The 26,462-nt window shown below is 66.0% G+C and carries 19 protein-coding genes; 16 read left to right on the top strand and 3 right to left on the bottom strand.

Annotation, left to right across the window (positions count from 1 at the left end; all coding sequences use genetic code 11):
- Positions 1-105: 105 nt before the first annotated feature.
- From C1930_RS16140 to recG, 6 genes are all read left to right on the top strand, one after another.
- Positions 106-966 (top strand): YicC/YloC family endoribonuclease, encoded by an 861-nt coding sequence (locus C1930_RS16140; protein WP_108750978.1) that lies wholly within the window; start codon positions 106-108, stop codon positions 964-966.
- Positions 963-1,628, top strand: coding sequence for a guanylate kinase (gene gmk, locus C1930_RS16135; protein WP_108772189.1), 666 nt, complete (start codon positions 963-965; stop codon positions 1,626-1,628). Before C1930_RS16140 ends, gmk begins: the two co-directional genes overlap by 4 nt.
- Positions 1,629-1,738: 110 nt before the next feature.
- Positions 1,739-2,038, top strand: a complete 300-nt coding sequence (gene rpoZ / locus C1930_RS16130; protein ID WP_108750976.1) for a DNA-directed RNA polymerase subunit omega — start codon at positions 1,739-1,741, stop codon at positions 2,036-2,038.
- Between the two features lie 105 nt (positions 2,039-2,143).
- Positions 2,144-4,300 (top strand): bifunctional (p)ppGpp synthetase/guanosine-3',5'-bis(diphosphate) 3'-pyrophosphohydrolase, encoded by a 2,157-nt coding sequence (locus C1930_RS16125; RefSeq protein WP_108750975.1) that lies wholly within the window; start codon positions 2,144-2,146, stop codon positions 4,298-4,300.
- Positions 4,301-4,450: 150 nt separating this feature from the next.
- Entirely contained in the window at positions 4,451-4,837 is a 387-nt protein-coding gene (locus C1930_RS16120) for a RidA family protein (RefSeq protein ID WP_108772188.1), read from the top strand.
- Positions 4,838-4,844: 7 nt separating this feature from the next.
- A complete protein-coding gene (recG, locus tag C1930_RS16115) occupies positions 4,845-6,956 on the top strand; it encodes an ATP-dependent DNA helicase RecG (protein WP_108757065.1) in 2,112 nt (703 codons plus the stop codon).
- 414 nt (positions 6,957-7,370) lie between these two features.
- Here recG and C1930_RS16110 read toward each other — a convergent pair whose 3' ends face one another.
- Both C1930_RS16110 and C1930_RS16105 read right to left on the bottom strand, forming a co-directional pair.
- On the bottom strand, positions 7,371-8,699 hold the full coding sequence (locus C1930_RS16110) for a Fic family protein (protein ID WP_108772187.1): 1,329 nt from the start codon (positions 8,697-8,699) through the stop codon (positions 7,371-7,373).
- A gap of 219 nt (positions 8,700-8,918) precedes the next feature.
- A complete protein-coding gene (locus tag C1930_RS16105; protein ID WP_108772186.1) occupies positions 8,919-9,329 on the bottom strand; it encodes a hypothetical protein in 411 nt (136 codons plus the stop codon).
- A 701-nt stretch (positions 9,330-10,030) separates the two neighbouring features.
- On the opposite strand from C1930_RS16105, the gene C1930_RS16100 reads away from it, so the two are divergent.
- From C1930_RS16100 to C1930_RS16055, 10 genes are all read left to right on the top strand, one after another.
- On the top strand, positions 10,031-10,969 hold the full coding sequence (locus C1930_RS16100) for a nucleoside hydrolase (protein WP_108754032.1): 939 nt from the start codon (positions 10,031-10,033) through the stop codon (positions 10,967-10,969).
- A gap of 88 nt (positions 10,970-11,057) precedes the next feature.
- Positions 11,058-11,300 carry a type B 50S ribosomal protein L31 gene (locus C1930_RS16095; protein WP_079223041.1) on the top strand — a complete coding sequence of 81 codons (243 nt, stop codon included), beginning with the start codon at positions 11,058-11,060 and terminating at the stop codon, positions 11,298-11,300.
- 296 nt (positions 11,301-11,596) lie between these two features.
- Positions 11,597-12,874 carry a citrate synthase gene (locus tag C1930_RS16090; RefSeq protein WP_108754031.1) on the top strand — a complete coding sequence of 426 codons (1,278 nt, stop codon included), beginning with the start codon at positions 11,597-11,599 and terminating at the stop codon, positions 12,872-12,874.
- A gap of 344 nt (positions 12,875-13,218) precedes the next feature.
- Complete coding sequence (locus tag C1930_RS16085; RefSeq protein ID WP_108757062.1) at positions 13,219-14,283, top strand: hypothetical protein; 1,065 nt, start codon at positions 13,219-13,221, stop codon at positions 14,281-14,283.
- A gap of 428 nt (positions 14,284-14,711) precedes the next feature.
- The gene (locus C1930_RS16080) at positions 14,712-15,215 is read left to right on the top strand and encodes a CS1 type fimbrial major subunit (RefSeq protein WP_108757061.1); all 504 of its coding nucleotides are present in this window, start codon (positions 14,712-14,714) and stop codon (positions 15,213-15,215) included.
- Between the two features lie 55 nt (positions 15,216-15,270).
- Positions 15,271-17,991 carry a TcfC E-set like domain-containing protein gene (locus C1930_RS16075; RefSeq protein ID WP_108772185.1) on the top strand — a complete coding sequence of 907 codons (2,721 nt, stop codon included), beginning with the start codon at positions 15,271-15,273 and terminating at the stop codon, positions 17,989-17,991.
- Positions 17,988-19,121: a CfaE/CblD family pilus tip adhesin gene (locus C1930_RS16070; protein WP_108772184.1), complete on the top strand. Its 1,134-nt coding sequence runs from the start codon at positions 17,988-17,990 to the stop codon at positions 19,119-19,121. Before C1930_RS16075 ends, C1930_RS16070 begins: the two co-directional genes overlap by 4 nt.
- A gap of 17 nt (positions 19,122-19,138) precedes the next feature.
- Positions 19,139-19,837 (top strand): pilus assembly protein, encoded by a 699-nt coding sequence (locus tag C1930_RS16065; RefSeq protein WP_108772183.1) that lies wholly within the window; start codon positions 19,139-19,141, stop codon positions 19,835-19,837.
- Between the two features lie 67 nt (positions 19,838-19,904).
- Positions 19,905-24,818, top strand: a complete 4,914-nt coding sequence (locus tag C1930_RS16060; protein WP_108772182.1) for an ESPR-type extended signal peptide-containing protein — start codon at positions 19,905-19,907, stop codon at positions 24,816-24,818.
- Between the two features lie 3 nt (positions 24,819-24,821).
- A complete protein-coding gene (locus tag C1930_RS16055; protein WP_159093627.1) occupies positions 24,822-25,625 on the top strand; it encodes a hypothetical protein in 804 nt (267 codons plus the stop codon).
- Between the two features lie 38 nt (positions 25,626-25,663).
- Here the strand turns inward: C1930_RS16055 and C1930_RS16050 are convergent, their stop codons facing one another.
- Positions 25,664-26,308 carry a hypothetical protein gene (locus C1930_RS16050; RefSeq protein WP_108754023.1) on the bottom strand — a complete coding sequence of 215 codons (645 nt, stop codon included), beginning with the start codon at positions 26,306-26,308 and terminating at the stop codon, positions 25,664-25,666.
- Between the last annotated feature and the right edge of the window lie 154 nt (positions 26,309-26,462).

The raw sequence follows: 26,462 nt of genomic DNA, 5'->3' as shown, positions 1-26,462 counted from the left end.
GACAGGCAGGTACGCCGCCATGCCCGCACCCGTCAGGGGCAGGCAGGGAGGCTCGAATAGGGCCGCTAGGGTACCATTCCCCCTTTGAGAGCATCGGAAACGCTGATGATTCGAAGCATGACGGCCTATGCCGGTGGCGAGCGCGCCACGGCCTGGGGCACGCTGGGCTGCGAGCTGCGCTCGGTCAACCACCGCTTCCTGGAAGTGGGCACCCGCCTGCCCGAGGAACTGCGTGCGCTGGAACCGCAGCTGCGCGAACGCATTGCCGCGCGCCTGAGCCGCGGCAAGCTGGACCTGGTGATGCGCCTGCGCGCGCCCGAAGCCGCTGCCAGCCTGCAGGTGAATGAAGCGCTGCTGGGCCAGCTGGGCCAGCTGGCGCACCGCCTCACCTCGGATTTCCCCAACCTGCAGGTCAGCTTCACCGAGCTGCTGCAGCTGCCGGGCGTGACCCAGGGCGAGGCCACCGATGCCGCCGCCCTGCAGGTGGAAGCGCTGGCCCTGCTGGAGCAGGTGCTGGACGGCTTCGTGGCCGCCCGTGAGCGCGAAGGCGACAAGCTGGCCACCGCCATTGCCGAACGCGTGGATGCGATCGAACGCATCGCCGCCGAGGTGCGCACGCTCATTCCGGCCATTCGCGACGGGCAGCGCGCCAAGCTCGCCGCCCGCCTGGCCGACCTGCCGCACCCGGTCGACCCCGGCCGCGCCGAGCAGGAACTGGTCATGTGGCTGCAGAAGCTGGACGTGGATGAAGAGCTGGACCGGTTGGGCAGCCATATCGTGGAAATCCGCCGCGTGCTGAAGCAGCGCGAGCCGGTCGGCCGCCGCCTGGATTTCCTGTTGCAGGAATTCAACCGCGAAGCCAACACCCTGGGTTCCAAGTCGGTGGACAGCCGCACCTCCAACGCGGCGGTGGAACTGAAGGTGCTGATCGACCAGATCCGCGAACAGGTGCAGAACATCGAATGAGCAGCCAGCCCACCCCGATCGGCGCGCCCGCGCGCGGCACCCTGTACATCGTGGCCGCGCCGTCCGGCGCCGGTAAGAGCAGCATCGTCAACGCCACTCTGGCGCGCGACCCGCAGATCGCGCTGTCGATCTCCTTCACCTCGCGCGCCATGCGCCCGGGCGAAGTGAACGGTGAGCACTACCACTTCGTCAGCGCGGAGAAGTTCGAGGAAATGATCGCCGCCGGCGATTTCTTCGAACACGCCTGGGTGCACGGCGACTGGAAGGGCACTGCCCGGCAGTCGGTGGAGCCGCAGCTGGCCGCTGGCCAGGACGTGCTGCTGGAAATCGACTGGCAGGGCGCCCAGCAGGTGCGCCAGCTGGTGCCCGGCACGGTGACGGTGTTCATCCTGCCGCCGTCCAAGCAGGCCCTGCAGGACCGCATGCGCAAGCGCGGCCAGGACAGCGAGGCGGTAATCGCCCAGCGGCTGGGCGCGGCGCGCGAGGAAATGCTGCACTTCAACGAGTTCGACTACGTGATCGTGAACGAAGTCTTCGATACCGCAGTGAACGAGCTGTGCGCCATCTTCACCGCCAGCCGCCTGCGCCGGGAAGCCCAGAAGGTCCGCCATGCCGGCCTGATCCAGGCCCTGCTGACCCCGGATTCGGGCGCAACTGACTGATTCCAAAAGGCTCCGCCAGGGGTTGGCTTGATTTTGTCCAGCCCCTGGCCGTACACTCCGTCCCCTTTCCCTCATTCGACTGAGCGGCCGACCGGTCGCCGGGAGCCCGTATGGCCCGCATTACCGTAGAAGATTGCCTGGAAGTCGTTAACAACCGTTTCGACCTGGTCATGATGGCCTCCAAGCGCGCCCGCCAGCTCGCCAATGGCGTGCAGGCCACGCTGGACAACAGCGAAACCGAAGACAAGCCGACCGTGCTGGCGCTGCGCGAAATCGCTGCCCGCAAGATCGACAACGCGCTGATCGACGAAGTCGAGAAGGCCGAGCGCGAGCGTGCCGAGCGCGAAGCGCTGGAATGGGCCGCCGCCGAAGTGGTTGCCGACGAAGACATGTCCAAGAACGACGATTGATCGCATCGATCAAGGTCATTGCTGGACAGCCGAACAGCCCGCCCCGTGCGGGCTGTTTCGCATTCAGGGTTTGCCGTAAACGTCGCGCTGGAATAGGCTTCGGGCATGAACCCAGGCCCCACTGCCAAGGTAGCCGCGCCCACCGCCGCGGCCGTACCTGATTACGTCCTCCAGCTTGAACGCGCCGCCCACTACCTGCCCCCCGAGCAGCTGCCGCTGCTGCGCCGGGCTTGGGAAGTCGGTGCGTCGGCACATGCTGGGCAGACGCGCAAGTCGGGCGAACCCTACATCACCCACCCGGTGGCCGTGGCCCAGGTGCTGGCCGAGCTGGGCCTGGATGTGGAAGCGCTGATCGCTGCGATCCTGCACGACACCATCGAAGACACCCCGCTGACCCGCGAGGAACTGGCCGCCGAGTTCGGCGAAGCCGTGGCCGAGCTGGTCGATGGCGTGACCAAGCTGGACAAGCTGAAGTTCCGCGACCGCCAGGAAGCGGCCGCCGAAAGCTTCCGCAAGATGCTGCTGGCGATGTCGCGCGACCTGCGCGTGATCATGATCAAGCTGGCCGACCGCCTGCACAACATGCGCACGCTGGGCGCGCAGAGCCGCGAAGCGCGCGGCCGCATCGCCCGCGAAACGCTGGAAATCTACGCGCCCATCGCCCAGCGCCTGGGCATGAGCCTGGTCAAGAGCGAGCTGCAGAACCTGGGCTTCAAGGCGCTGTACCCGTGGCGCCACGCGATCATCGAAAAACACATCCGCAGCCAGCCGGTGGTGCGCCGCGAGGCCATGGCGCAAGTGGAAGTGCAGCTGTCGCAGCGGCTGGCCAAAGAAGGCCTGGAACACCGCCTGGTCAGCCGCATCAAGACTCCGTGGAGCATCTACAACAAGATGCGCGACGAGAACAAGTCCTTCGACCAGGTGATGGACGTGTTCGGCTTCCGCCTGGTCGTGCGCAGCGTGCCCAGCTGCTACCACTCGCTGGGCGCGGTGCACGCCACCTTCAAGCCGCTGGACGGGCGCTTCCGCGATTTCATCGCCATTCCCAAGGCCAACGGCTACCAGTCGCTGCACACCGTGCTGTTCGGGCCGTACGGTTCGCCCATCGAAGTGCAGATCCGCACCGAGGAAATGGACCTGATCGCCGAACGCGGCGTGGCCGCGCACTGGACCTACAAGTTCGGCGGCGACACCCCCAACAGCGCGCAGAGCCGGGCCCATGCCTGGATCGTGGAACTGATCGATTCGCAGCGCGCCGCCGGTTCGTCGCTGGAATTCCTCGACAACGTGAAGGTCGACCTGTTCCCGGACGAGGTCTACCTGTTCACCCCGAAGGGCAAGATCCTGGCCCTGCCGCGCAACGCCACCGCACTCGATTTCGCCTACGCCGTGCACACCGACGTGGGCAACATGGCCGTGGCCTCGCGCGTGGACAAGAAGCTGGTGCCGCTGCGCACCAAGCTGGTGTCGGGGCAGTCGGTGGAAATCATCACCGCGCGTTCGGCCACGCCCAAGCCGCAGTGGCTGGAATTCGTGGTGACCAGCAAGGCACGCACCGCCATCCGCCACCAGCTGAAGCAGCTGGAACACGAAGACGCCGTGCAGCTGGGCCATCGCATGCTGGACCGCGCGCTGGAAGCGATGGATTCGTCGCTGGAACGCCTGCCCAAGGGCCGCCTGGACGCCTTCCTGGCCGAGCACCGCTACCCGCGCCTGGAAGCGCTGCTGGCCGAAGTGGCGCTGGGCAACTGGATGCCGACCCAGGCCGCGCAGGCGCTGATGTCCTACGCCGAACTGCGTGGCGGCCCGCGCCACCATTCGCAGGAAAAGATCCTGATCAACGGCAGCGAACGCGGCGTGGTCACCTTCGCCGGCTGCTGCCAGCCGATTCCCGGCGACGAGATCATGGGTTACCACACCGCCGGCAAGGGCATCGTGGTGCACCGCATGGATTGCCCGAACCTGGCCGAGCTGCGCAAGTCGCCCGAACGCTGGGTGCCGATCGGCTGGGACACCACCGTGTCCGGCGATTACGACACCGCCCTGGTGGTGGAAGTGGAGAACGGCACCGGCGTGCTGGCGCAATTGGCCGCCGCGATTGCCCAGAGCCACTCCAACATCGAACGGGTGGACTACCTGGACCGCGACTTCAACGCCGCCGTGCTGGCGTTCAACATCCAGGTACGCGACCGCAACCACCTGGCCGAAGTGATGCGCCGCCTGCGCCGCCTGTCGGTGGTGCAGTCGGTACGCCGGCAGTAGATCCACGCCACGCGTGGATGCTGGCGCGGTAGCGCCGGGCCACGCCCGGCGAGCGCGCAGCGCGGCATTCATCAACGCTCGCCGGGCATGGCCCGGCGCTACCGGGTTGCTACAATCACCGCTCTGTTTTCCCAAAGCACCGGAGCGACCATGTCCCGCCAGATCATCAACACCGAAAAGGCACCCGCCGCCATCGGCCCGTACTCGCAGGCCGTGCGCGCCGGCAACGCCGTGTACTTCTCCGGCCAGATTCCGCTGGACCCGGCCACCGGTGACATCGTCGGTGCCGGCGATATCGAAGCGCAGGCCCGCCGCGCCTTCGACAACCTGAAGGCCGTGGCCGAAGCCGCCGGTGGTTCGCTGGACAAGGTCGTGCGTCTGGGCCTGTACCTGACCGACCTGGGCGAGTTCGCCAAGGTTAACGCGGTCATGCAGGACTACTTCCAGGCCCCGTTCCCGGCCCGTTCCACCATCGAAGTCTCGGGCCTGCCGAAGGGCGCCAACTTCGAGGTCGACGCGGTGATGGTCATCGACTGACCGCCACGTGGCACGCAAGGCGGCGGTCACCCCGGCACTGTCACCGTCCGGCGAAGCATCCTTGGCGATGCTGGCCGGCGTGGGCCCGGCCGTGGCCGCCAAACTTCAGGCGCGTGGCCTGGCCACCCTGCAGGATCTGTGGCTGCACCTGCCACTGCGCTATGAAGACCGTACCCGCCTGACCCTGATCGAAGACCTGCGCAACGGCGTGCCGGCGCAGGTGGACGTGCGCGTAGTGGCGGTCGAACGCGGCATGCGCCACCGGCCCATGCTGAAGGTGGCGGTGGAAGACGAAGGCCGCGGCACGCTGGTGCTGCGCTTCTTCCACTTCCGCCAGCAGCAGGTGGGCCAGTTTGCGGTGGGCAACCGGCTGCGCTGCTTCGGCACGCCGAAACCGGGCCACCTGGGGCTGGAAATCGTCCACCCCAGCTACCAGGTGCTGGGCCGCCACGACGACCCCGACCTCGGCGATCGTCTGGACCCGGTCTATCCCACCGTGGAAGGCGTGGGGCCGATGACGATGCGCAAGCTGATCGGCCAGGCCTTGGACCGCCTTCCCGAAGAAGACACGCTGGAGCTGCTGCCCACTGGCTGGCTCGATGGCCTGGGCCTGCCGTCGTTGCGCAGCGCGCTGCTGACCGTGCACCGGCCGCCGCCGGATGCCGATCTGGCCGCGCTGGCCGCTGGCACCCACCCGGCGCAACGGCGGCTGGCGATGGAAGAGCTGCTGGCCCACCACCTCAGCCTGCGCCGCCAGCGCATTGCCTTGCAGGCGCACCATGCGCCGCCGCTGGCGGGTCCGGGCAAGCTGGCCAAGGCCCTGCTGAAGCAGTTGCCGTTCGCCCTGACCGGCGCGCAGGCACGGGTGTTCAAGCAGATCCGCGAAGACTTGGCGCGGCCCAGTCCGATGCTGCGGCTGGTGCAGGGCGACGTCGGCTCGGGCAAGACCGTGGTGGCCGCGCTGGCCGCCATGCTGGCGGTGGAGCAGGGCAAGCAGGTCGCGCTGGCCGCGCCCACCGAGCTGCTGGCCGAACAGCACCTCAACAATCTGCGCGGCTGGCTGGAACCGCTGGGCGTGCGCATTGCCTGGCTGGCCGGCAAGGTGACCGGCAAGGCCCGCGCCAAGGTGATCGAGCAGGTGGCCAACGGCGAGGCGCAGGTGGTAGTCGGCACCCACGCTTTGATGCAGGAGGCGGTGGTGTTCCAGGACCTGGCATTGGCCATCGTGGACGAACAGCACCGCTTCGGCGTGCACCAGCGCCTGGCGCTGCGTGACAAGGGGGCCGGCGCGCACAGCGTGCCGCACCAGTTGGTGATGACCGCCACGCCCATTCCGCGCACGCTGGCCATGTCCGAGTATGCCGATCTGGATGTCTCGGCCATCGACGAACTGCCGCCCGGCCGCACCCCGGTGCAGACCGTGGCGCTGAACAACGACCGCCGCCCGGAACTGATCGAGCGCATCGCTCTGGCCTGCCAGGAAGGCAGGCAGGTGTACTGGGTGTGCACCCTCATCGAGGAAAGCGAGGAGCTGGATGCCACGCCGGCGCAGGCCACCTACGAGTCGCTGCAGGCGCTGCTGCCGGGCGTGCGCGTGGGGCTGGTGCATGGCCGGCTGAAGGCCGCGGAAAAGCTGGCGACGATGGTCGCGTTCAAGGCCGGCGAGATCGATCTGCTGGTGGCCACCACGGTGATTGAAGTGGGCGTGGACGTGCCCAACGCTTCGCTGATGGTGATCGAGAACGCCGAGCGACTTGGCCTGGCCCAGCTGCACCAGCTGCGCGGGCGGGTAGGGCGTGGCTCGGCCGTGTCGCGCTGCGTGCTGCTGTACCAGGCACCGCTTTCGCAGATGGCGCGCGAGCGCCTGCAGACCATGCGCGAAACCAACGATGGCTTCGTCATTGCCGAAAAGGATCTGGAACTGCGTGGCCCCGGCGAACTGCTGGGCACCCGGCAAACCGGCCTGGCCGGGTTCCGCATTGCCGACCTGGCCCGCGACGCCGGCCTGCTGCCGGGCGTACACGACCTGGCCGAGCGCCTGCTGGCCCAGCAGCCCGCGCTGGCCGACCGCGTGGTGCAGCGCTGGATCGGCACCGCCGTACGCTACGCCTCGGCATAAGCCTCGGGGTCAGATCCCTTTGCACAGCAAAGGGCTCTGACCCCATGGCTCGCAATACCCATCCACGCATGGCGTGGATCTACCAGGCAGCGCCGGGCCGCGCCCGGCGGCGCGGCGCGCAGGATTCTGCCGCATGCCCTGTAGAGCCAAGCCATGCTTGGCTGCTGTTCGCGTGGCGGGCGTCAGTCGAGCAGGGTTCGCGATGCCCATTCACGCATGGCGTGGATCTACCGGGTAGCGCCGGGCCACGCCCGGCGGCGCGGCGCGCAGGATTCTGCCGCATGCCCAGTAGAGCCAAGCCATGCTTGGCTGCTGTTCGCGTGGCGGGCGTCAGTCGAGCAGGGTTCGCGATGCCCATCCACGCATGGCGTGGATCTACCGGGTAGCGCCGGGCCATGCCCGGCGTGGATCAACCTACAGGGCGAGCCGTTCTGACAGCCCTGGCAGCACGAAATACTCCGATGCTTTGCCGACGCGTTCCTTGCTGACCAGCCCCGCTGCCACCAAACCATTCAAATCCTTCAATGCGGTCGGATAGGTAATGGTGTGCGCCGCCTGGTGGCTGGCGACCGTGTAGGTCCGGTCGGGGTCTTTCAGTGCATTGGCCAAAAGCGCGCGCTGTCGATGATTGAGCAGCACGCCGCCCAGCCGTGCGGTACGCAGCATGCGTCGCGCGGCTTGATCCTCTGCATGCTTCCTGGCGATGTAGGCATGCAGTCCTTGGATCGACTGCTCGATTGCCTCCAGTTGCTGGGAGACGAAGTAACCCAGATCCTGGTTGTCACTTTCGGTGTACAGGTAGGCGCGCATGTATTTGCCGGGTGACTTTTTCAACACGCTGGAAATGGAGAAGTACTCGGTCATCCAGTAGCCAGCGTTCATCATCGCCCAGTAGAACAATGCGCGCGCGGTGCGGCCGTTGCCGTCCACGAAAGGATGGTCGTAGCCGATCTGGAAGTGCACGGCGATGGCTTTGGCGACCGGGTGAATGAAGGGCGTACTTTCTTCGTTGATGAACTGGCAAAGCCGCTCGATCCGCGCCGGCACTTCTTCGGCCGGGGGAGGAATGTGCAGCAGCGTGGGGGGAGAGCCACGGTCGAAGACTGCAACGTTGTCTTCTGCAGTCCTGAAGCGTCCACTGTCGCTTGTCAGCTCCAGCGTGCCGTCCGTGAGGATGCTATGCAGCTCCAGAATCTCGGTTGCTGTGATGGGGCGTACGCCGCGTTCGCGGATGACGTTCATCGCGACGTAGTTGTTGTAGATCATCCGCTCGGATGGGTCGCGCGGGGCGCGACCGGTGCTCAACATCTCCTTCGCCACGGCCCGCGTGGTTGAAGCACCTTCCAGCTGCGACGAGGTCATCGCTTCTTCGATCAGTGAGCGCATCAGGAAACGCCCTTGGCCGCTGGCGGCATCCACCCCCTGCACGGAGCCTGCAGCCTCGCGGTCAATGAAGTGCAGTCGGCGCTGCATCGAATCGGTGAGCGCAAGCTTGAAGGGTTGTTGCGTCTTGTCCAGCAACAGCGGCAGGGGCTTGAGCAAAGCCGCGCGCGTCCAGGCGATGCCCAGCCACCATTGCTCGGCGCTAAGACCCGGCGGGGGAGCCCTGTGACGCTGCTTGTCCCAGTGCTCGTAGGCGCCATTCACCTCTGGTCCGATGCGCGCATCAAGAATGCGGCCGAGGCTCTCGCCGTACTTGCGGGTCAGGGTGACCAGATCCGGCGCCGGGGCGGGCAGCTTCATGGCGGTTTTCTATAAAATATGTATTGGTTTTTATAGCAAATGGTGTCGAGCGCTCCAAGGGTGTGCCCGGCGACAATGAATTCATGTTTGTGATGGTTGCGGCCAGGGCATGCCCATCCACGCACGGCGTGGATCTACCGGGTTGGTAGCGCCGGGCCATGCCCGGCGGCGTTTCCCGCGGCGCGCGTTGTTCCAGATCCGTATCCGCGTGGCGGGGGTTTACCCGGTTGGCAGTTGCGTGCCCATGTACTCGCACAGACCGCGGCAGGCCAGCAGCAGGCCTTCGCGCACGTCATCACCCACCTGCTGGTCCGGCTCGCCGTCCACACGCACGCGCTCTGCGGCATGCAGCACTTCCAGCAGAACACTCATGCCGGCCGTAGCCCGGTCCAACCGGGCCAGCGCCGAACGCTGGCTGGCAGAACGGCCCCGGCCCGGCACCGGCTGGCCATCGGCGCCATCGCCCTGACGGATGTGGCGCAGGCACGCGAGCAGGGTAGGACCGTCGCCGCTGTTGGCAGGCTGTGTAGCGGCCAATGTGGATTCCAGCGTACGCGCCAGATCATCCGGCAACCGACCCGCCGCCTCACCCAGCGTGGCGACAAGAAACGGATAGTGGGTAGTGCTCATCGTGGTGTCCTCAATGGATGACCACCGACGCGGCAGCGCAGGTGGCAGGCGGTGCGTGGCTCCAATACCGGTGATCTGAAGAAAGCCGGTGGGCATGACGCCCTCCACGCACCGCCCGCCGTAGCGCACAGACGGATTGCCTGCCGACGCCGTCCGGACCAGAACGAACGACGCCGACAGGCAAGCGTAAACAACCCTCAGATCAATCGGGATTGGAGTCCCGTGCCATCCGTTGTCGATGGCCCCTCATGTTTTGCACGAAGACCCTGCCACCTCAATGAGGAAAGTTTGAAACCTCGAATTCCGTGCAAGCGCATGACATCCATTTCAAAGCAGGCATTCGCGACACATCGAATGGCTCCAGAACGGGGTCGGAGCCCGTTGCAACGCAACGGGATCCGACCCCATCGCCGTACCGACAGTTCGCGAATAACTGTCGAAGGCGGGGTGGGTCCGGTTGCGGGGGCGTGAGCGCCATGGATGGCGCGACCGAGGCTACATGGACGTACTTGCGCCGTCCCCCGCAACCGGCCCCCCCCGCCATCCCACGGATAGCCCGCTCTTGCCGTTGCCGTTGCCGTTGCCGTTGCCGTTGCCCGTAGCAGGTGCAGGGCGCAGCCCTGCCAGACCTCCCCCACCCCCATACTTGCAACGGTCATCAACCCGGTCCACACTTCGTTGCCGATCTGAAGACGGCAACGATGACCCACAAGATCCCGCTGTTGATCGACACCGACCCCGGTGTGGACGACGCCCTGGCCCTGCTGATGGCCTTCGCCGACGAACGGCATGACGTGGTCGCCCTGACCATCGCCGCCGGCAATGTCGGCCTCGACTACACCGTCCGCAACGCCCTCAAGCTCTGCGACATCGTCGGCCGCACCGACGTGCCGGTGTTCGCTGGCAGCCCCGACCCGCTGCTGCACCCCTCGGTGGATGCCGCCCACGTGCACGGCCGCGACGGCTACGGCGACGTGGACCTGCCGCCGCCCAGCCGCCAGGCCGAAACCGAGCACGCCGCGCTGGCCATCCTGCGCCTGTCGCACCAGTACGCCGGCGAGCTGATGCTGGTCATGCTGGGCCCGCTGACCAACCTGGCCCTGGCACTGAAGCTGGACCCGACCCTGCCCCAGCGCATCAAGCGCATCGTGGTGATGGGCGGGGCGGTCACCTGCCACGGCAACATCACCCCGGCAGCCGAATTCAACATCGCCTTCGATCCGGAAGCGGCGCACGTGGTGTTCACCTCGTTCAAGCACCTGCTGGTGTCGGACTGGGAAGCCACCGTCGCCCACGGCCTGCCGCTGGAGCAGGCCGAGCAGTGGCTGCAGGCCGATTCCGACCGCGCGCGCTTCTACGAACTGATCTCGCGCAAGACCCGCGCGCTGTCCGAAGACGCCAAGGGCGGCCGCTGGTACACCGCCGACGCGGTGGCCATGGCTTGGGCGCTGAACCCGGAAGGGCAGCTGCAGGTGGAATCGCGTCCGCTGAACGTGGAGCTGAACGGAACGTTCAGCCGCGGCGCCACCATCGTCGACTGGAACCGCCAGACCGGCCAGCCCGACAACTGCGATCTGCTGATGGCCTACGACCAGGCCCGTTTCGAGGCCCTGGTACGCCAGGCCCTGGGCGCGGTCTGAGGCCAATGCCCACGCACCGGTTGCCCCGCGCGGCAACCGGTGCTTATAATGCCGCTCTTGACCACCAGCCCATTTACGGTGTGAGCCCATGAAGGCCGATATCCATCCGAACTACCGCGACGTCGTCTTCGAAGACGTCACCTCCGATTTCAAGATCCTGACCCGCTCGACCATGGCGACCAAGGAAACCACCACCTGGACCGACGGTAACGAATACCCGCTGGTCAAGGTCGAAATTTCCTCGGCTTCGCACCCGTTCTACACGGGCAAGCACAAGGTCATCGACACCTCGGGCCGTATCGACAAGTTCCAGAAGCGCTACGCGCGCTGATACGTCGTTACTGCTTGGAACCGACGGCCGCGCATTGCGCGGCCGTTTGTTTTTGTCCGGCGCCTGCCCAACGGGCGTTTGGATGGACGGAACAGTGCGTTCAGCCCCTGGCCGCTTTGCCCATCCGGGCCGCTTGTCGGCAGGCCTGCGGCTGCCTGCTGTCTACGACTTCTGTCTAGCACCCGGCAAATGCTGCTGTGCGATAATGGCGTGATCCCCGGCACAGGCCGAGGACGTCATTCACGTGCCTGACCAATGCGCTTGGGCAGGCGCCTTCCCATGAAGGAGCGCACACAGTGTCCGATCTTGATCAGGTCACGCTCAACGCCGGCGACAAGTCGGTCGTTCTGCCCGTCATCAAACCCACCCTTGGCAACGACTGCGTCGACATCGCGAAGCTGACCAAGGAAACGGGGTTCTTCACCTACGATTCCGGCTTCACCGCCACCGCCAGCTGCAAGTCGGCCATCACCTACATCGATGGCGACAAGGGCGTGCTGCTGTACCGCGGCTACCCGATCGAACAGCTGTCGGAAAAGTCGAGCTACGTCGAAGTGGCCTACCTGCTGATCAACGGCGAGCGTCCCAGCGCCGAGCAGCTGAAGGCCTTCACCGATGAGCTGACCGCCGAAGCCAACGTCGACGATTCGGTCAACGCGCTGATCGCCAGCTTCGCCAAGGATGCCCACCCGATGGCCATCCTGGCAGCCGCCATCGCGCAGCTGTCGGCCATCTACCACGACTCGCTGGACCTGTCCGACGCCGAACAGCGCCGCCAGGCCGCCGTGCGCCTGATCGCCAAGGTGCCGACCCTGTCGGCGCTGATCTACCGCCACGGCAAGGGCCTGCCGGCCAACAAGCCGGACACCTCGCTGGATTACGTCAGCCGCTTCCTGAAGCAGACCTTCGAGTCGGCTGACGGCCAGTACGATCTGAACCCGGACGTGGTGAAGGCGCTGGATCTGCTGTTCATCCTGCATGCCGACCACGAGCAGAACGCCTCGACCTCGACCGTGCGCCTGGTCGGTTCGACCGGTGCCAACCCGTACGCGTCGGTCGCCGCTGGCGTGACCGCGCTGTGGGGTCCGGCCCACGGCGGCGCCAACGAAGCCGTGCTGAAGATGCTGGAAGAGATCGGTTCGGCCGACAACGTCGAATCGGCCGTGGTGAAGGCCAAGGACAAGACCTCCGGCTTCCGCCTGATGGGCTTCGGCCACCGCGTGTACAAGAACTTCGACCCGCGCGCCAAGGTCATCGGTGAAATGACCAGCAAGGTGCTCAAGCAGCTGGGCGTGCAGGATCCGCTGCTGGACGTGGCCGTGAAGCTGGAACAGGCCGCGCTGCAGGACGAGTACTTCGTGGCCCGCAAGCTGTACCCGAACGTCGATTTCTACAGCGGCATCATCTACAAGGCGCTGCAGATCCCGACCGAAATGTTCACCGTCATGTTCGCCCTGGGCCGTACCTCCGGCTGGGTGGCGCATTGGCTGGAACAGCAGGTTGACCCGGAAATGAAGATCGGCCGTCCGCGCCAGGTCTACACCGGCAGCGACGTGCGCGACTACCAGGGCTGATCGCCCCGGCAGGTTGCAATGAAGACGCCCCGCCATTGTGCGGGGCGTTTTTTTTTCGGATTGGTAGGTGCCAACCTTGGTTGGCACGATGCGCTTGGTAGGTGCCAACCTTGGTTGGCACGATGCGCTTGGTAGGTGCCAACCTTGGTTGGCACGATGCGCTTGGTAGGTGCCAACCTTGGTTGGCACGATCCTGGTGTCAGCGATCACCATCCACGCCTCGCATGGACTTACCGCCACGCGCCAAGACCGTGTGATTCCAGAGTCTCGCCAGCTTCACGCCTGCACGCGCAGCCTCAGGACGCCAGCTGCACCCGCAGCACTGCATACGGAGCGTCCATTCCATGAATACCCGTTTTGATCCACCCGAGCGCGGACCGCTCGGGCCCGATGTAGCCACCGTCGTCACCGCGCCCATCGTGGCACCGCCCAGCGAAAGTGCCGTTTCCTGGGGCGCCATCTTTGCCGGCGCTGCAGCCGCTGCGGCGCTGTCACTCATCCTGCTGATCCTGGGCGTTGGCCTCGGCCTGTCGTCAGTTTCACCGTGGTCGTTCGAAGGCGTCAGCAAGGAGACCTTCGGCTGGTCCAGCATCCTCTGGCTGACATTCACGGCGCTGGCTGCTTCTGGCCTGGGCGGTTATCTGGCAGGGCGCCTGCGCATCAAGTGGACACAGATCCACGGCGATGAAACCTACTTCCGCGATACCGCACACGGCTTTGTTTCGTGGGCGGTGGCTACGCTTCTCACTGCCGGCCTGCTGACCTCGGCCATCGGCGGCGTGCTGGGCGCCGGTGCAAAGGTGGCGGGCGCGACCGCAGGGGCGGCGGCGTCCACGGCGGGTGTTGCGGCTGCCGGTGCTGGCAGCGCCGCCGCAGCTGCACCGGAAGGCGACCTCAACTACTGGGTGGATTCACTGTTCCGCAGCGCCACCAACGCCGGTGCAGCCGATCCCTCGGCGCCGCCACCGCCGGGTGCACCCATGGATCCGAACGCTGCTCCGCCGCCGGCAGCGAATGCGGGCCCGCGCGAGGCCGGTGTGGCGCCGCCGCGCCCGATGCCGGGCCGTGGCCCGATGGGCGACCGCCGCGAAGTGCGCGCCGAAGTGAACCGCATCATCGTCAACAGCCTGCAGGGCGATGGGCTGGACCCTGCCGACACGCAGTATCTGTCGCAGCTGATCGCGCGTGAGACCGGCATGAGCCCGGCGGAAGCGCAGGCCCGCGTGACCGATGTGCAGACCCGCATGCGTGCTGCGCTGGAAAAGGCCAAGAACACGGCCAAGCAAGCGGCTGACGATGCCCGCAAGGCCACTGCCTACGCCGCACTGTGGCTGTTCATCACCCTGCTGATCGGCGCGTTCTTCGCCAGCCTCAGCGCCACCTGGGGCGGTCGTCGCCGCGACCTCTGAACAAGGAGACCTGACATGAAAATGATCCTGCTCTGGCTGCTGGGCGTACCGATTCCGTTGCTCATCCTGTACGCGATTTTCTTCTGAAACCGCGGGTTCAATCCCCACCCAGCGCCCCGCACCTGCGGGGCGTTTTTTTGCGCGCCCTTTGCGGTTGTACAGCCGATCCATGCTCGATTGCGCGATCTTTGCAATGAGGATTCTTGCAAACCCAACCTGAGGAAACTTGCATAACTCTCGAACATTGAGCGAGTTCAAAAATTCCACTTAACGTTCAACGTTTTAGGAATGCTTGAATAGCCGCCGGGGTGTATGGATTCCTACCATTCTCTCCGTCGCCCACCCCCACCCAGGCGGGCGGCGCTCCCCTCCCTTATCTCCGTTCGGGAGGGGAGCTTTCCCTATTTCATTGTCCGAGAGAGACACCCATGCACATCTTCAAGAAGGCCGCGCTGGCTGCAGCGCTGGTCACCGCTTCGCTGTCCGCGAATGCCGCCGAAACCCACATCACCATCCTGGCCGACGTCGACCCGACCCTGGCCCTGTTGCAGGCCGACGGCAGCCCGCTGCCGGATGCCGTCAAGCTGGACCACGCGCCGGGCCGTGGCCTGATTCCGTGGTCGCAGCAGGTGCGCATCTATTCCAACGACATCGATAAGGACATCGAAGTGCGCCTGATCAATGAGCCGGTGCTGGTTGGCGATGCCGCCGGTACGCCGTCGGTGCCGCTGTCGGTCAGCCTGAACAGCCGTGAGCTGGGCCTGGCCGCCACCGACTATCTGGCCGTCGATCTGTTCGACGGCGCGCTGCCGGGCGCGTCGGTCGCCATGCCGCTGCAGATCGCGCAGAAGACCCCGGGCGCCATCACCGTGGCCGACCGCTTCCAGGGCATGGTCAGCATCGCCATGAAGCAGAAGACCGCCAGCCCGTAAGTTCCGCCCCGCGCCGGCCCGCTTGCCGGGCCGGCCGCTTCTGGTTGCTCCCCCCATGAACGTTCCCGCCCCCGCCGTTACCCGGCTGGCGTTCGCGCTTGCCTTGTCGCTGGCTGCGCCCATGGTCGCCGCGCGCGGCGTTCCCGCCGGCTTCGAGGATCTGGTTGAAGGCCAGACCGAGCAGCTGGACGTGCGCCTGTTCGGCCGCTCCAGCGGCCTGCTGCCCGTGCGCGTCACCCTGGACCACGTGCAGCTGGAAGCGCCCGCCGAGGCACTGCAGGCGTTGCAGCTGCCCGCCGAAGCGCAGGCCGCGCTGCTGCCGGCGCTGTCGCAGCCGCTGCCACGCAACAGCCACCTGGCCTGCCGCTATGGCGGTGCCGCCGCCGGTTGCGGCTATCTCGATCCCCCGGAGGACCCCACCGCCGTGCGCGCACTGTATGACGAGGGCGAGGGCGCCGTGCGCCTGTTTGTCGCCCGCCAATGGATTCCCGGCGAACCCGCCGCGCAGCGCCACCACCAGGTCAGCGCGAATGCCGAGAACGCCTTCCTGCACCAGCAGACGGTGAACCTGAGTGGCGGCCGCGATTACCAGGCGCTGGCCGCACAGGGTACCGGCGTGCTGGGCCTGTTCGAGCGCGGCCACGTCTCGGCCAACTGGACCTTCAGCCACCAGCGCTACCGCAACCAGCGCACGCGGCACGACTTCCAGATGGACAACGCCTATTACCGGCATGACATCGGCCCCGAGCACTACCTGCAGGCCGGGCGCATGGACCGCCGCAATCTGTCCAGCCCGCAAGGCGGCACCTTCAGCTTCAGCATGCTGCCGCTGGACCGCTTCCAGGGCCTGCGCATCGGCACCACCCAGGCCTACGTGGACAGCGAGGCGGCCGTGCAGGCCACGCCGCTGACCGTGCTGCTGGCGCGCGATGCACGCGTCGATGCCTTCGACGGCCAGCGCCTGCTGCAGACCTATTACTTGCAGGCCGGCATCAACCAGATCGATACGCGCCGCTTCCCGTTCGGCAACTACACCGTCACCCTGCGCATCTACGAAGACGGCGTGCTGGTGCGCAGCGAAGACGCGCCCTTCGACAAGGGCGGCGACTGGGCCGACAGCAGCGTGCAGTGGTTCCTGCAGGGCGGCCGCCGCAGCGAGCGCCGCAGCGCCCAGTTCGACGGCGAGATGTCCGCAATGGGCGGCGTGCGCGTGCCGCTGGGGCGCAGCGCCACTGTCACCGCCGGTGTGGCCGACCTGGGCGGCTTCAGCTACGGCGAGCTGCGCGTGGACCTGCGCCGGTTGTTCGCCACGCAGGAAATCCGCGCCAGCTTCAGCGGCATGCACGGCAGCGATGGCAGCAGCGGGCAGCAGTATCAGCTGTCCTACCGCCGCCGTGCGTCGTGGAATCTGTACCAGCAGCGCATGCGCGGCAAGGCATGCGAATTCCGCGACGATGCACGCGACCAGTTGGGCTGCGTCGATTCGCTCAGCGCCTCGGTGGCGCTGCCGGTGGCCGGGGGCAATGCCTACCTGGCCTATACCCGGCGCCAGAGCTGGCGGCAGGGCGTGGGCGTGCCCGGCGATATCGACGATCCGCTGTATGGCCTGGACCCGCTGCTGCCGCCGTGGGCGCCGCAGCCCAGCCGCGAACCGCAGCTCAGCCGCACCTGGCAGGCCAGCTACAACCGCAGCCAGCGCTGGGGCGATTTCAGTGCGTCCACCCGCTTGGGCGTGTGGCAGCAGCACAACGACGGCAGCCTGCGCAGCAGCCGCGATCGCGGTGTGTTCCTCACCCTTACCCTGACCCGCCTGCAGCAGGGCGAGCGCGGCAACGCGCAGCGCCGCTACGGGCTGGATCTGCGCCAGCCGCAGCACCAGCGCCCGGACCTGACCTACAGCGTGGCGCAGAGCCTGCGCCAGGACCACGATGACCAGTTCCGCGAACTGTCCGCCGAACTGCGCGGCAACAACAGCGACCGCTACAGCGCCACGTTGAGCGCGCAGGTGCAGAACCGCATCGGCCACACCGGCGCGACGGTGTCGCGCTACCAGCAGCGCGGCCGCGACGAGATGGCCTACAGCGCCACCCACAGTTCCGGCGTCGCGCTGGGCTCGCGCGGGCTGTACTGGGGCGGTGGCCTGGGTGCCGACGCGGGGCTGGCCGTACAGGTCGATGGCACCGACGATCTGGAGCTGACCGGCGTGGCCGCCGAGCTGCAGGTGGGCGGCCTGCGCCGCCAGCGCCTGCAGCTGGGCGAACGCCGCCTGCTGCCACTGCCGGCTTACCAATCGCACCGCGCCGAAGTGCAGGACGCCAGCGCGCTGGACAGCATCGCCTCCATCCGGCTGAGCGGCGCGGGCGGCGCACGCCCGCTGTTCCTGCCGCCGGGCAAGCTGATGCGCATGCCAGTTCCGATTGAAGTGACCTACACCTTCATCGGCAACGCGCAGGACCTGGCCGGCACGCCGCTGCGCGGCGCCCGCATCCTCAACGCACCGGTGCCGGGCACCGGCAGCAACGGCGGCTTCGTGGCCGACTTCCCGCGCCGCGAGACGGTGCTGTACCTGCTGCAGGACGACCGCCTGCTGCAATGCCCGCTGCAGATACGCGAACGCCGCCAGGTGGTGCTGCTGGTGGGAGCCGTGCGGTGCGAACCGCTGAACGTGGCGCAGCTGCCGGCGGACATCCGCCAGCAGGCGCGGGTGACGCGGTTGCTGCAGGAAAAGGCGTTGATTGCCAGCAGCCAGCAGGCCGCAGCGGGAGGTGCGCGATGAGCCGGCGGCTGTGGTGGTGGCTGGTGCTGTTCTGCGCGCTGGTGGTGATGGTGCCGCGCGCGATGGCGCAACGGCCGCCGGAGACGCACCCGACTGATGAGCATCGCGACATCGTGATGACGTGGGATCGGTCTGCGATGCCGGGGGACATTGTGTTGTGGGCTCCGCGCACGCTGTTGGCGTACGACCATGTGGATCTGGGCAAGCGCTACGGCGAGCTGCATCTGACGTGTGTTTCTGATAGCAGCGCGGAGAGGGGGCGGTGCCCTGTGGAGGGGATTAGAGATCAGAACCTCGGGCTGAAGCCAATTGCTCTTACGTTCGTGGAACAGCGCTCACAGATGCATAAGGAAGTGCGCATCAGTGGCGGCCTTTCCCGCGCAATGGACAACAGAGCCTGTTTGGGCGACTTCTGGCAATCGGGGATCTTCGCGCCTTGGTCGACCTACTTCACTGTCTGTCCGGGGGCTAACGCTGCGGGAACCGGTGCTCAGCTTGCTCTTGAAATGCCGGAGCTAATCGAACTTGTCGCAGGCATCTGGACCGCAACGCTCGAACTCCGCGCGAACACCCCCGACGCCCGCAACCTCGCCACGTACACCTACCGTTTCACGCTCACCATCACCGACTACGACGCGGTCTCCATCTACCTGCCTGAATTCCAGGAAGCCGCGCCCACCGTAGGCCTCAATCTCAGCTACGACCCCATTGCCCGAACGGTCGGTGGCCGCGCGCACCTGGAGATGTGCCTGTATGACGGCCTCGGTTCGCAGAGCGAGTACCTCGGCGTCACCGTGCGCGACAGCGGCACGCGGCCTCCCGGTCCCACCGGCTATTCGGTCTGGCACACCGACGGCGCCGGTGGTGACAGCCAACGCATGGACTACACCGTCACCCTCGATCACAACGGCGCACGCATTCCATTGCGCAACGGGGTGGAGGAACAACTCCGCAACATCGATACGGCGCGGCTGCGTCTGGTGATGTTGCCCGGGATGTCGCAGCCGGTGTTCTGCGTGCCCACGCCGCTCACCCTCGATACCCCACGCGTGCCCATCGACGAGAAACGCTCTGGTGCCTACCAGGGTGATCTGAAGGTCGAACTGCGCCTGCCCACCTCCCGCCCTTGAAGTTGATGGAGCCTCCTATGCATCCTGTTTTGTCCTGCCTGTTCGCCTGCGCGCTGTTGCTTGCCGTCGCGCCCGCCCACGCCAACCTCACCGTGCATCCGATGCGTACCTCGGTCGAGGCCCGGAAGGGCGCGCAGATCCGCGTGTACTCGCAATCCACCACGGCGCAGTACGTGCAGGCCACCGTTCGCCGCATCGACGATCCGGCCAGCACTGACGAGCAGGAAATCGAGATCGAGCCAGCCGACGCTGCCATTGCCATCACCCCGGGCAAGTTCGCCCTGGCCGGTGGCGGCAATCGCCTGATCCGGGTCATTCCGCTGCAGCCGGTGGAGAAGGAGACCGCCTACCGCGTCTACTTCGAAGGTGTGCGCGGTCCTGATGACGCCGAGCCGGACGATCCGGCTACCCGCGCTGCCGTGGGCATGAGCCTGATCTGGGGGGCGCTGGTGAACGTGGTGCCGGCCAACGGGCACGTAGACGTGCGCGTGCAGGGCAACAACCTGGTCAATGCCGGAACCCTGCGCGTGGGCCTGACCAGCGTGGCCGACTGCGATGCGGCCGGCGCCTGCACCGCCCATGACGTCTCACGCAGCCTGTACCCCGGTGCATCCCTGCAATTGCCCTTTACCCCGAAGCCCGGCCATCGCCTGCAGCTGCGCTATCGGTTGACCCGCGATGGCTATCGCGAACACGTGCAGGCCCTCGCGCTCTGAAGCGCTCGACCCGTCGCGGCGGCGTGCAGCGACGGGCTTCTTTTCCCTTGTCTGTTAAGGAAAAACCATGAACAGAATCTATCGTCGTATCTGGTGCACTGCGCGGCAGTGCTGGGTCGTGGCCAGTGAGTTGGCCGCGGCGCGTGGCAAGCGTGCTGCGGGTCCGCGTGCACTGGCCAGCGTGCTGCTGATGCTGCTTGGTACACCCCTGCTGTCTGTTGCATCGGAGCGTGGCAGCGAGAATGAAGATGGTGAAGCACCACTGGAAATCGTGGGCAATGACCTGGGGGCACCCGCCACCCAGCTTGCCATGCAGGAGGCGATGCGCTCGGCGGCACATGCGGGGTATGAATCCAGGGCAGGTGTAATGGGCCAGATGCCGAGGGCCAATAGATCCACGCTCGGCAGCGGCTATGCCATGTTCAACGAATCCTGTAGCGGGGAACTGGGCGGGACCTATTACCGGTGCACACCGTCATTCGGGAGCGTTGACGATTATGTGCACTCCGTTGTCGCTCCCAGTTCGAGAAATGTGCTGTTTACGGGTGTCGGCATGAATGCAAGTGGAAAGTTCTCCACTGCGTTCGGGCATTCGATCAACATTTATGGAGATTTCAGTACGGTCTTTGGTTATGGTGCCCAATCATGGCAGGGCTACAGCACTGTCATAGGAGCAACCGCGATCGGCGATGGCGTGGGCACCACCGTTCTTGGTAACGACGCGCGCGCCTACTCGGAGAACTCCATTGCAGTAGGTAGTGGTTCCAGAACAGTGAACAGCTCCGGCGGAAACTCGCGTATCGCCATTGGTGGCAATGCGTTTGCCGGAACCGCGGGGTACACTGGGGCAGTAGCGTTGGGTGGCGCTGCTCGTGCAGAGTACGACGGCATCGCACTTGGCTACGAAGCCAAAGCGCGTCGTATCGGGAGTGTTGCGCTCGGGGCGCATTCAGATGCCAACGAGAACAATTCGGTTTCAGTTGGCAATTCAAGTCTGAAGCGCCGGATCATTAATGTGGCAGACGCTCGTCTGTCCACCAACAGTACCGATGCGGTAACTGGCCAGCAGCTCTACGCGACCAACCAGAACGTCATCACCGCGACCAATACGGCCAATGCCGCGAAGACCGCTGCCGACCAGGCACTGGTCAACACGCGACTGGTCACCCAGACCTCGGCCAGCAGTGCCGTACGCGTGGGCGGTGACAACACCGGCACCCAACTGGACATCCGCAACAAGTCCAACGCCAACCGCAAGCTGACCGGCGTGGCCGACGCCGCCCTTAGCGCCACCAGCACCGAAGCGGTAACCGGCAAGCAGCTGCATGCCACCAACACTGCAGTGACCACGGCGCAGACCACGGCAACGGCAGCGAAGAGCGCGGCGGACACTGTTGCGGCGCGCGTGGATGCGCAGGCGCTGGCGCTGGGCCGTTCGGCCGTGGCCGGTGGCAGCGGCACCTCCGCGAGTGTCGCATTGGGCAACACATCGATTGCGCATGATCGCGACAGCGTGGCATTGGGCCCGAAAGCGCGTGCCGGTGTGGGTGCCGACGGGGAGAATAATGGAGGGGTAGGTGCCACATCCGTTGGATCAGGAGCCTGGAGCGCCAACGCAGCAACCGCAATCGGCTATCGTGCCAAGGCGGTAGGCGGTCGTTCCGTAGCGATTGGATTGGATGCAATGGCATCTGATTCCTACGGCGTAGCATTGGGCAACGAGGCGTCATCTACACATAGTGGCAGCGTTGCGTTGGGCTTCCGCTCGCAGACCACTGGCATGAATCAGATTTCCGTGGGAAATGAAACGCTCAAGCGGAAGATCGTCAATGTCAACGATGGCACTCTCAGCGCAACCAGCAGCGATGCCGTTACCGGCAAGCAGCTGCACGCGACAAACACCACACTGACCAGCGTGAGTAGCACCGCTACTGCGGCCAAGGCGGCCGCCGACAATGCCCTTGGTCAGGTGACCACGGTGGCAGGTCTGGTCGGGCAGGTCTCCGCCACCGGCAATGTGCGCCTGGGTGCGCAGAACACCGGCACCGTGCTGGATGTAGCCAACAAGAATGGTGCCGCACGCCGTATCAGCAATGTGGCCAACGCCACGCTCAGTGCATCGAGCACCGATGCCGTGACTGGCCAGCAGCTGCATGCCACCAACACGGCGGTGACCACCGCGCAGTCCACTGCAACTGCCGCGAAGACGGCGGCCGACAGCGCCCTCAGCCAGGTGGGTACCGTGGCCGGTCTGGTCGGGCAGGTGTCGGCCAGCGGCCAGGTTCGCCTGGGCGCCGAGAACACCGGCACCGTACTGGACGTGTCCAACAAGAACGGCGCGCGCCGCCGCATCCAGAACATCGCCAACGGCATCCTGGGCGCATCGAGCACCGATGCAGTGACCGGTCAGCAGCTGTTTGCCACCAACGAGCGCGTAGGTGCGACCGAGGTGCGGAACGAGGCCCAGGATCTGCAGTTGGTGGATCACGCTGATCGTCTGGCTGACCATCGCACGGATCTGGACCGCCTGCGCGCCGACTTCGATGGCTTCGAACCGGATCTGGAAGGCGTGGTGAAGTTCAATGCTGACCGGACCCTGGTTGACCTTGAAGGTGCCGTGGTGAAGGGTGTTGGTCCGGGAGATATCAGCTCGGCTGCCAGTACGGATGCGGTGAATGGTGGGCAGTTGTTTGCCACCAATGCCCGGATCGAGCAGATGGAGCAGGGAAGTCGTTTCTTGCAGGTTGGCTACGACGAGTTCAGCGAGGATGCGTCGGCGGGGTGGTTGGGTGTCGCCATCGGGGATTCCGCAGAGTCGTCACCAACGGGTGAGGGTGGCACCGCTGTGGGCAGCTTCTCGAAGGCGCTTGGTGTCAACTCGGTGGCGTTGGGACGTGCTGCATACGTTGCGACTGAGGCAGAAGAGGGCTTTGCACTTGGTGCCAGCTCCCGCGTGGAAACAAGCGGTGGTGTTGCACTTGGAGCGCTAGCTATCGTTGAGGCGACCGCAAGCAACAGCGTTGCTATCGGGTACGGATCGATTGCTACTGAGGACAACACGGTATCAGTTGGCACGAACGGCGGGTTGCGAAGAATTGTCAATGTGGCGCGGGGGCGCGCCGGCACCGATGTGGCGACTGTGTCTCAGGTGACCGATAGCCTCGCCACCCTTGGAGGAGGTGCAGATCTCGACGCCAGCGGCAACATCATCGCGCCCACCTACGCGATTCAGGGGAGCAACCACAACACTGTCGGCGATGCGCTGACCGCGCTGGATGGCGCGGTGGTCGTGACCGATGCACGGGTCGGCTCGCTGGAAGGCAAGCTGCGCTCGGTATTCCAGGACACCGGGATCCGCGCTGATGGTTTGAACCAACTCACGCTGTCCGGCGCACAGGGCGCGGTGCTGACCAATCTGGCTGATGGTCGAATCGCAGCGGGCAGTCGCGATGCAGTGACGGGTAGCCAGTTGCACGATGCCAAGCAGGAGATCGCCCGCAATCGCAGCGATCTGGATGCGCTACGCGATTCTCACGTGACGAACAACGATCTTGCACGCTTGTCTGCGGCGGAGGTAGGGAACGTAATTGACTTCGGCGGCGCGACACTGACTGGTGTGGCGGATGGCGAGCTGTCCGCTGGGAGCAAGGATGTTGTGAATGGCCGGCAGCTGTACGCCACCAACCAGCGCATGGATGGCCTTGAGCAGGGAAGCCGCTTCATGAAGGTCGGCTACGACGACCTGAGCATTGATGCATCGGCGGGTTGGCTGGGTGTGGCTATCGGCGATTCTGCGGAATCTTCTCCGACCGGCGAAGGTGGCACTGCGGTTGGTAGCTTCTCGAAGGCTCTGGGAACGAACTCTGTGGCGCTTGGACGTGCTTCGTGGGTAGTGGAGGGCGCCACGGAGGGTTTTGCGTTGGGTAGCAGTTCACATGTTCAGGCCAATGGAGGAGTCGCCCTTGGTGCGAGGGCTGTGGTGGAAGCCAGTGCTGAGGGAGCCGTTGCGCTGGGTCACGCTTCCATTGCGGATGAAGCCAATACTGTGTCCGTGGGAACCAAAGGACGGCAGCGCCGCATCGTAAACGTAGCCAACGGCCGTAACGCCCAGGACGCCACCACCGTCGCCCAACTCAACGCCACTCTCGCCACCCTAGGCGGCGGCGCTCACATCGACAGCAACGGCAACATCATCGGCCCGCACTTCACTGTCCAGGGCCAGCAGCAGTCCACCCTCAGCGATGCCCTGCAGTCGCTCGATGGTGCGGTCACCACCCAAGGCTCGCGCATGGACCAGGTGGAAACCCAGCTCCGCTCGGTCTTCCAGGACACCACCACCCGCAGCGATGGCCTGAACCAGCTCACCCTGGCCGGTGCGCAGGGCATGGTCATTTCCAACGTGGCCAACGGTCTGGTGGCTGCCGGTAGCCGTGACGCGGTCAATGGTGGCCAGCTGCACGACGTGCAGCAGCAGCTCAACGGGCGCATGGATGGGCTGGAACAGCGCATCGACGGCCAGCCGCAGGCACGCGTCGCCAGCACGCCGGAAGCCCCGCAGCCGCCAGCCGAAACTCCGACCGTGGCCGACACCGGCAAGGCCCCCAACGCCACCCCGGAAACGCCGAAGGAGCCCACCCCGCAGGTCGACACCGCGGAACTGGAGAAGATGCTAGCCCGCGCCAACGAGTACAGCGATGGCATCTCCCGCGAGGTGGATGCGCGCCTGGACAAGATGGACAAGCGCTTCAACCGCATGGCGGCCATGAGCAGCGCGCAGAGCGCGATGGCGATGAACACCGCGGGCCTGAACACCTACAACCGCCTGGGCGCGGGCGTGGGCTACAGCGATGGCGAATCGGCCATGGCGGTGGGCTACCAGCGTGTCCTCAACGAAAAAGGCTCGGCCACCTTCAGCCTCAATGGCGCCTTCACCAACAGTGGTGAACGCACCATGGGCGTGGGCCTGGGCATTGGCTGGTGAACCATGAGCACTGACAAGCAGAACCCCGAACCGGGGCGGCGTTCCAGCAGGCTGGAACAGGAAATGCGCAGCTATCGCTACGTGAGCCGCTTCATGAGCTACCGGCGCTATTACACGCTGCGCGCGAAGTTCCACTACTACCGGCGTTACCTCAATTCGGTCACGCTCATGGTGGTCTTCATGGGCGTGTGTCTGGTCACGACGGTCTGGGTAGGCTGGCGCGCGATGAACCCCACGGTGCCGCGCGTCCACCCGCAGGCGGCGCAGGTGCGCATGGAGATGCTGTCCTACGAGGCGCATCGGCGGATGGGGGCCGTGCGCCATGCCGATGGCCGCGGGCTGACGCCGTTCACTACCCATGCGCGCATCGTGGCCGGTGCGCAGCGGGCCATGCAGGTGCGGCAGGCCCTGCAGGTGCCGGTGTCGCTGCAACTGCAGTCGGACATGCTGGCTGACATTGCCGATTACATCGGCATGGCTGGTGTGTGCGCGCCGTACCCCTGCGAGAAGGTGAGCGAGTACATCCAGACCCTGCACGAGGCGAGCGAACGCAGCATGCAGGTGCACCAGGCACTGCAGCCGGTACTGGAGGTGCCGGAGGACGTGGTGCCGGAACTGGAGGGGGAGCGCAGTCGCCTGGCCCACGGCTGGGCGGACGACTTCGGCGATGTGCACGCACACCTGTGGATACTGCATGACCTGCGGCGCATGCACGCCAACATGATGTACCAGTCCAGCTATCGGGAGCCGTGGCCGCTGATGGGGCGGGTGATGTATCGCGACCAGCTGCCGCACAGCCACTGGTAGGTGGGCGAGGGGGGGCGCCGGTCGCGGCCGGCGCTACCTCATGTGCCGAAGTAGCTGCTGGCTTCATCTTCGGCCAGCAGCTGCCGCACCTGCGCCGCCGAAGCGCGCCGCATCGGCTTTTCATCCACCGGTGACAGCGGCGCCTGGCGCAGGGCGTCGTAGGGCAGTACGGCCAGGTCGAAGGTCAGTTCTTCGGCACTGAATACCCAGACCGGAACGTCCAGGCTGCGCTCGCGGTCCAGCCGCAGGCGGCGCGTGCGCGATTCGGCGGGGATGCGGTGTTCGTCCAGGAAGCGGTGCACGGCCTCGGCATCGTCGCTGTGCAGGTGCAGCTGCACGGGGCTGTTGGCATCGGCGGTGCCGTCCAGCACGGGGCCGACCAGGCGCGGGGCAAAGCCGTGCAGGAAATCCAGCGCGTTGACCGCAGCCTCGCGGCGGCGCTGCAGCTGGCTGCTGTGCTGGGGGCCGGCGAACAGCCGCTGGTGCTCGCGCAGGGCGTCTTCGATCTCGGAATTGCGGGGCAGGGAGGCATCGTCGTGGATGCCGAGCCGGCTGGCGGCCTTCAACTTGGCCTGGTGGTAGTCGCGGATGCCGCCTTCGGCCATCAGGCGGGCGGCTTCGTGGGCGAGGCGATGGCGTCGCTCGCGGGTCTGGCTGGCAGCATGCTGGCGTGCGCGATGCATGCGATGACTCCTGTTGCGACCTGGGTACAGAGTAGCGCAGGGATGTGACATGCGCGTGCTCGGTCGGCACTTGCTCTGGCGGGTGCCGACCAAGGTCGGCCCTTGCTCTGGTAGGTGCCGACCTTGGTCGGCACGAAGGGCCAACCAAGGTTGG

Source organism: Stenotrophomonas sp. SAU14A_NAIMI4_8 (assembly GCF_003086695.1).
Classification (GTDB): Bacteria; Pseudomonadota; Gammaproteobacteria; order Xanthomonadales; family Xanthomonadaceae; genus Stenotrophomonas.
The sequence above is the reverse complement of the archived record's forward strand: the minus strand, read 5'-3'. Positions and strand labels throughout refer to the sequence as shown.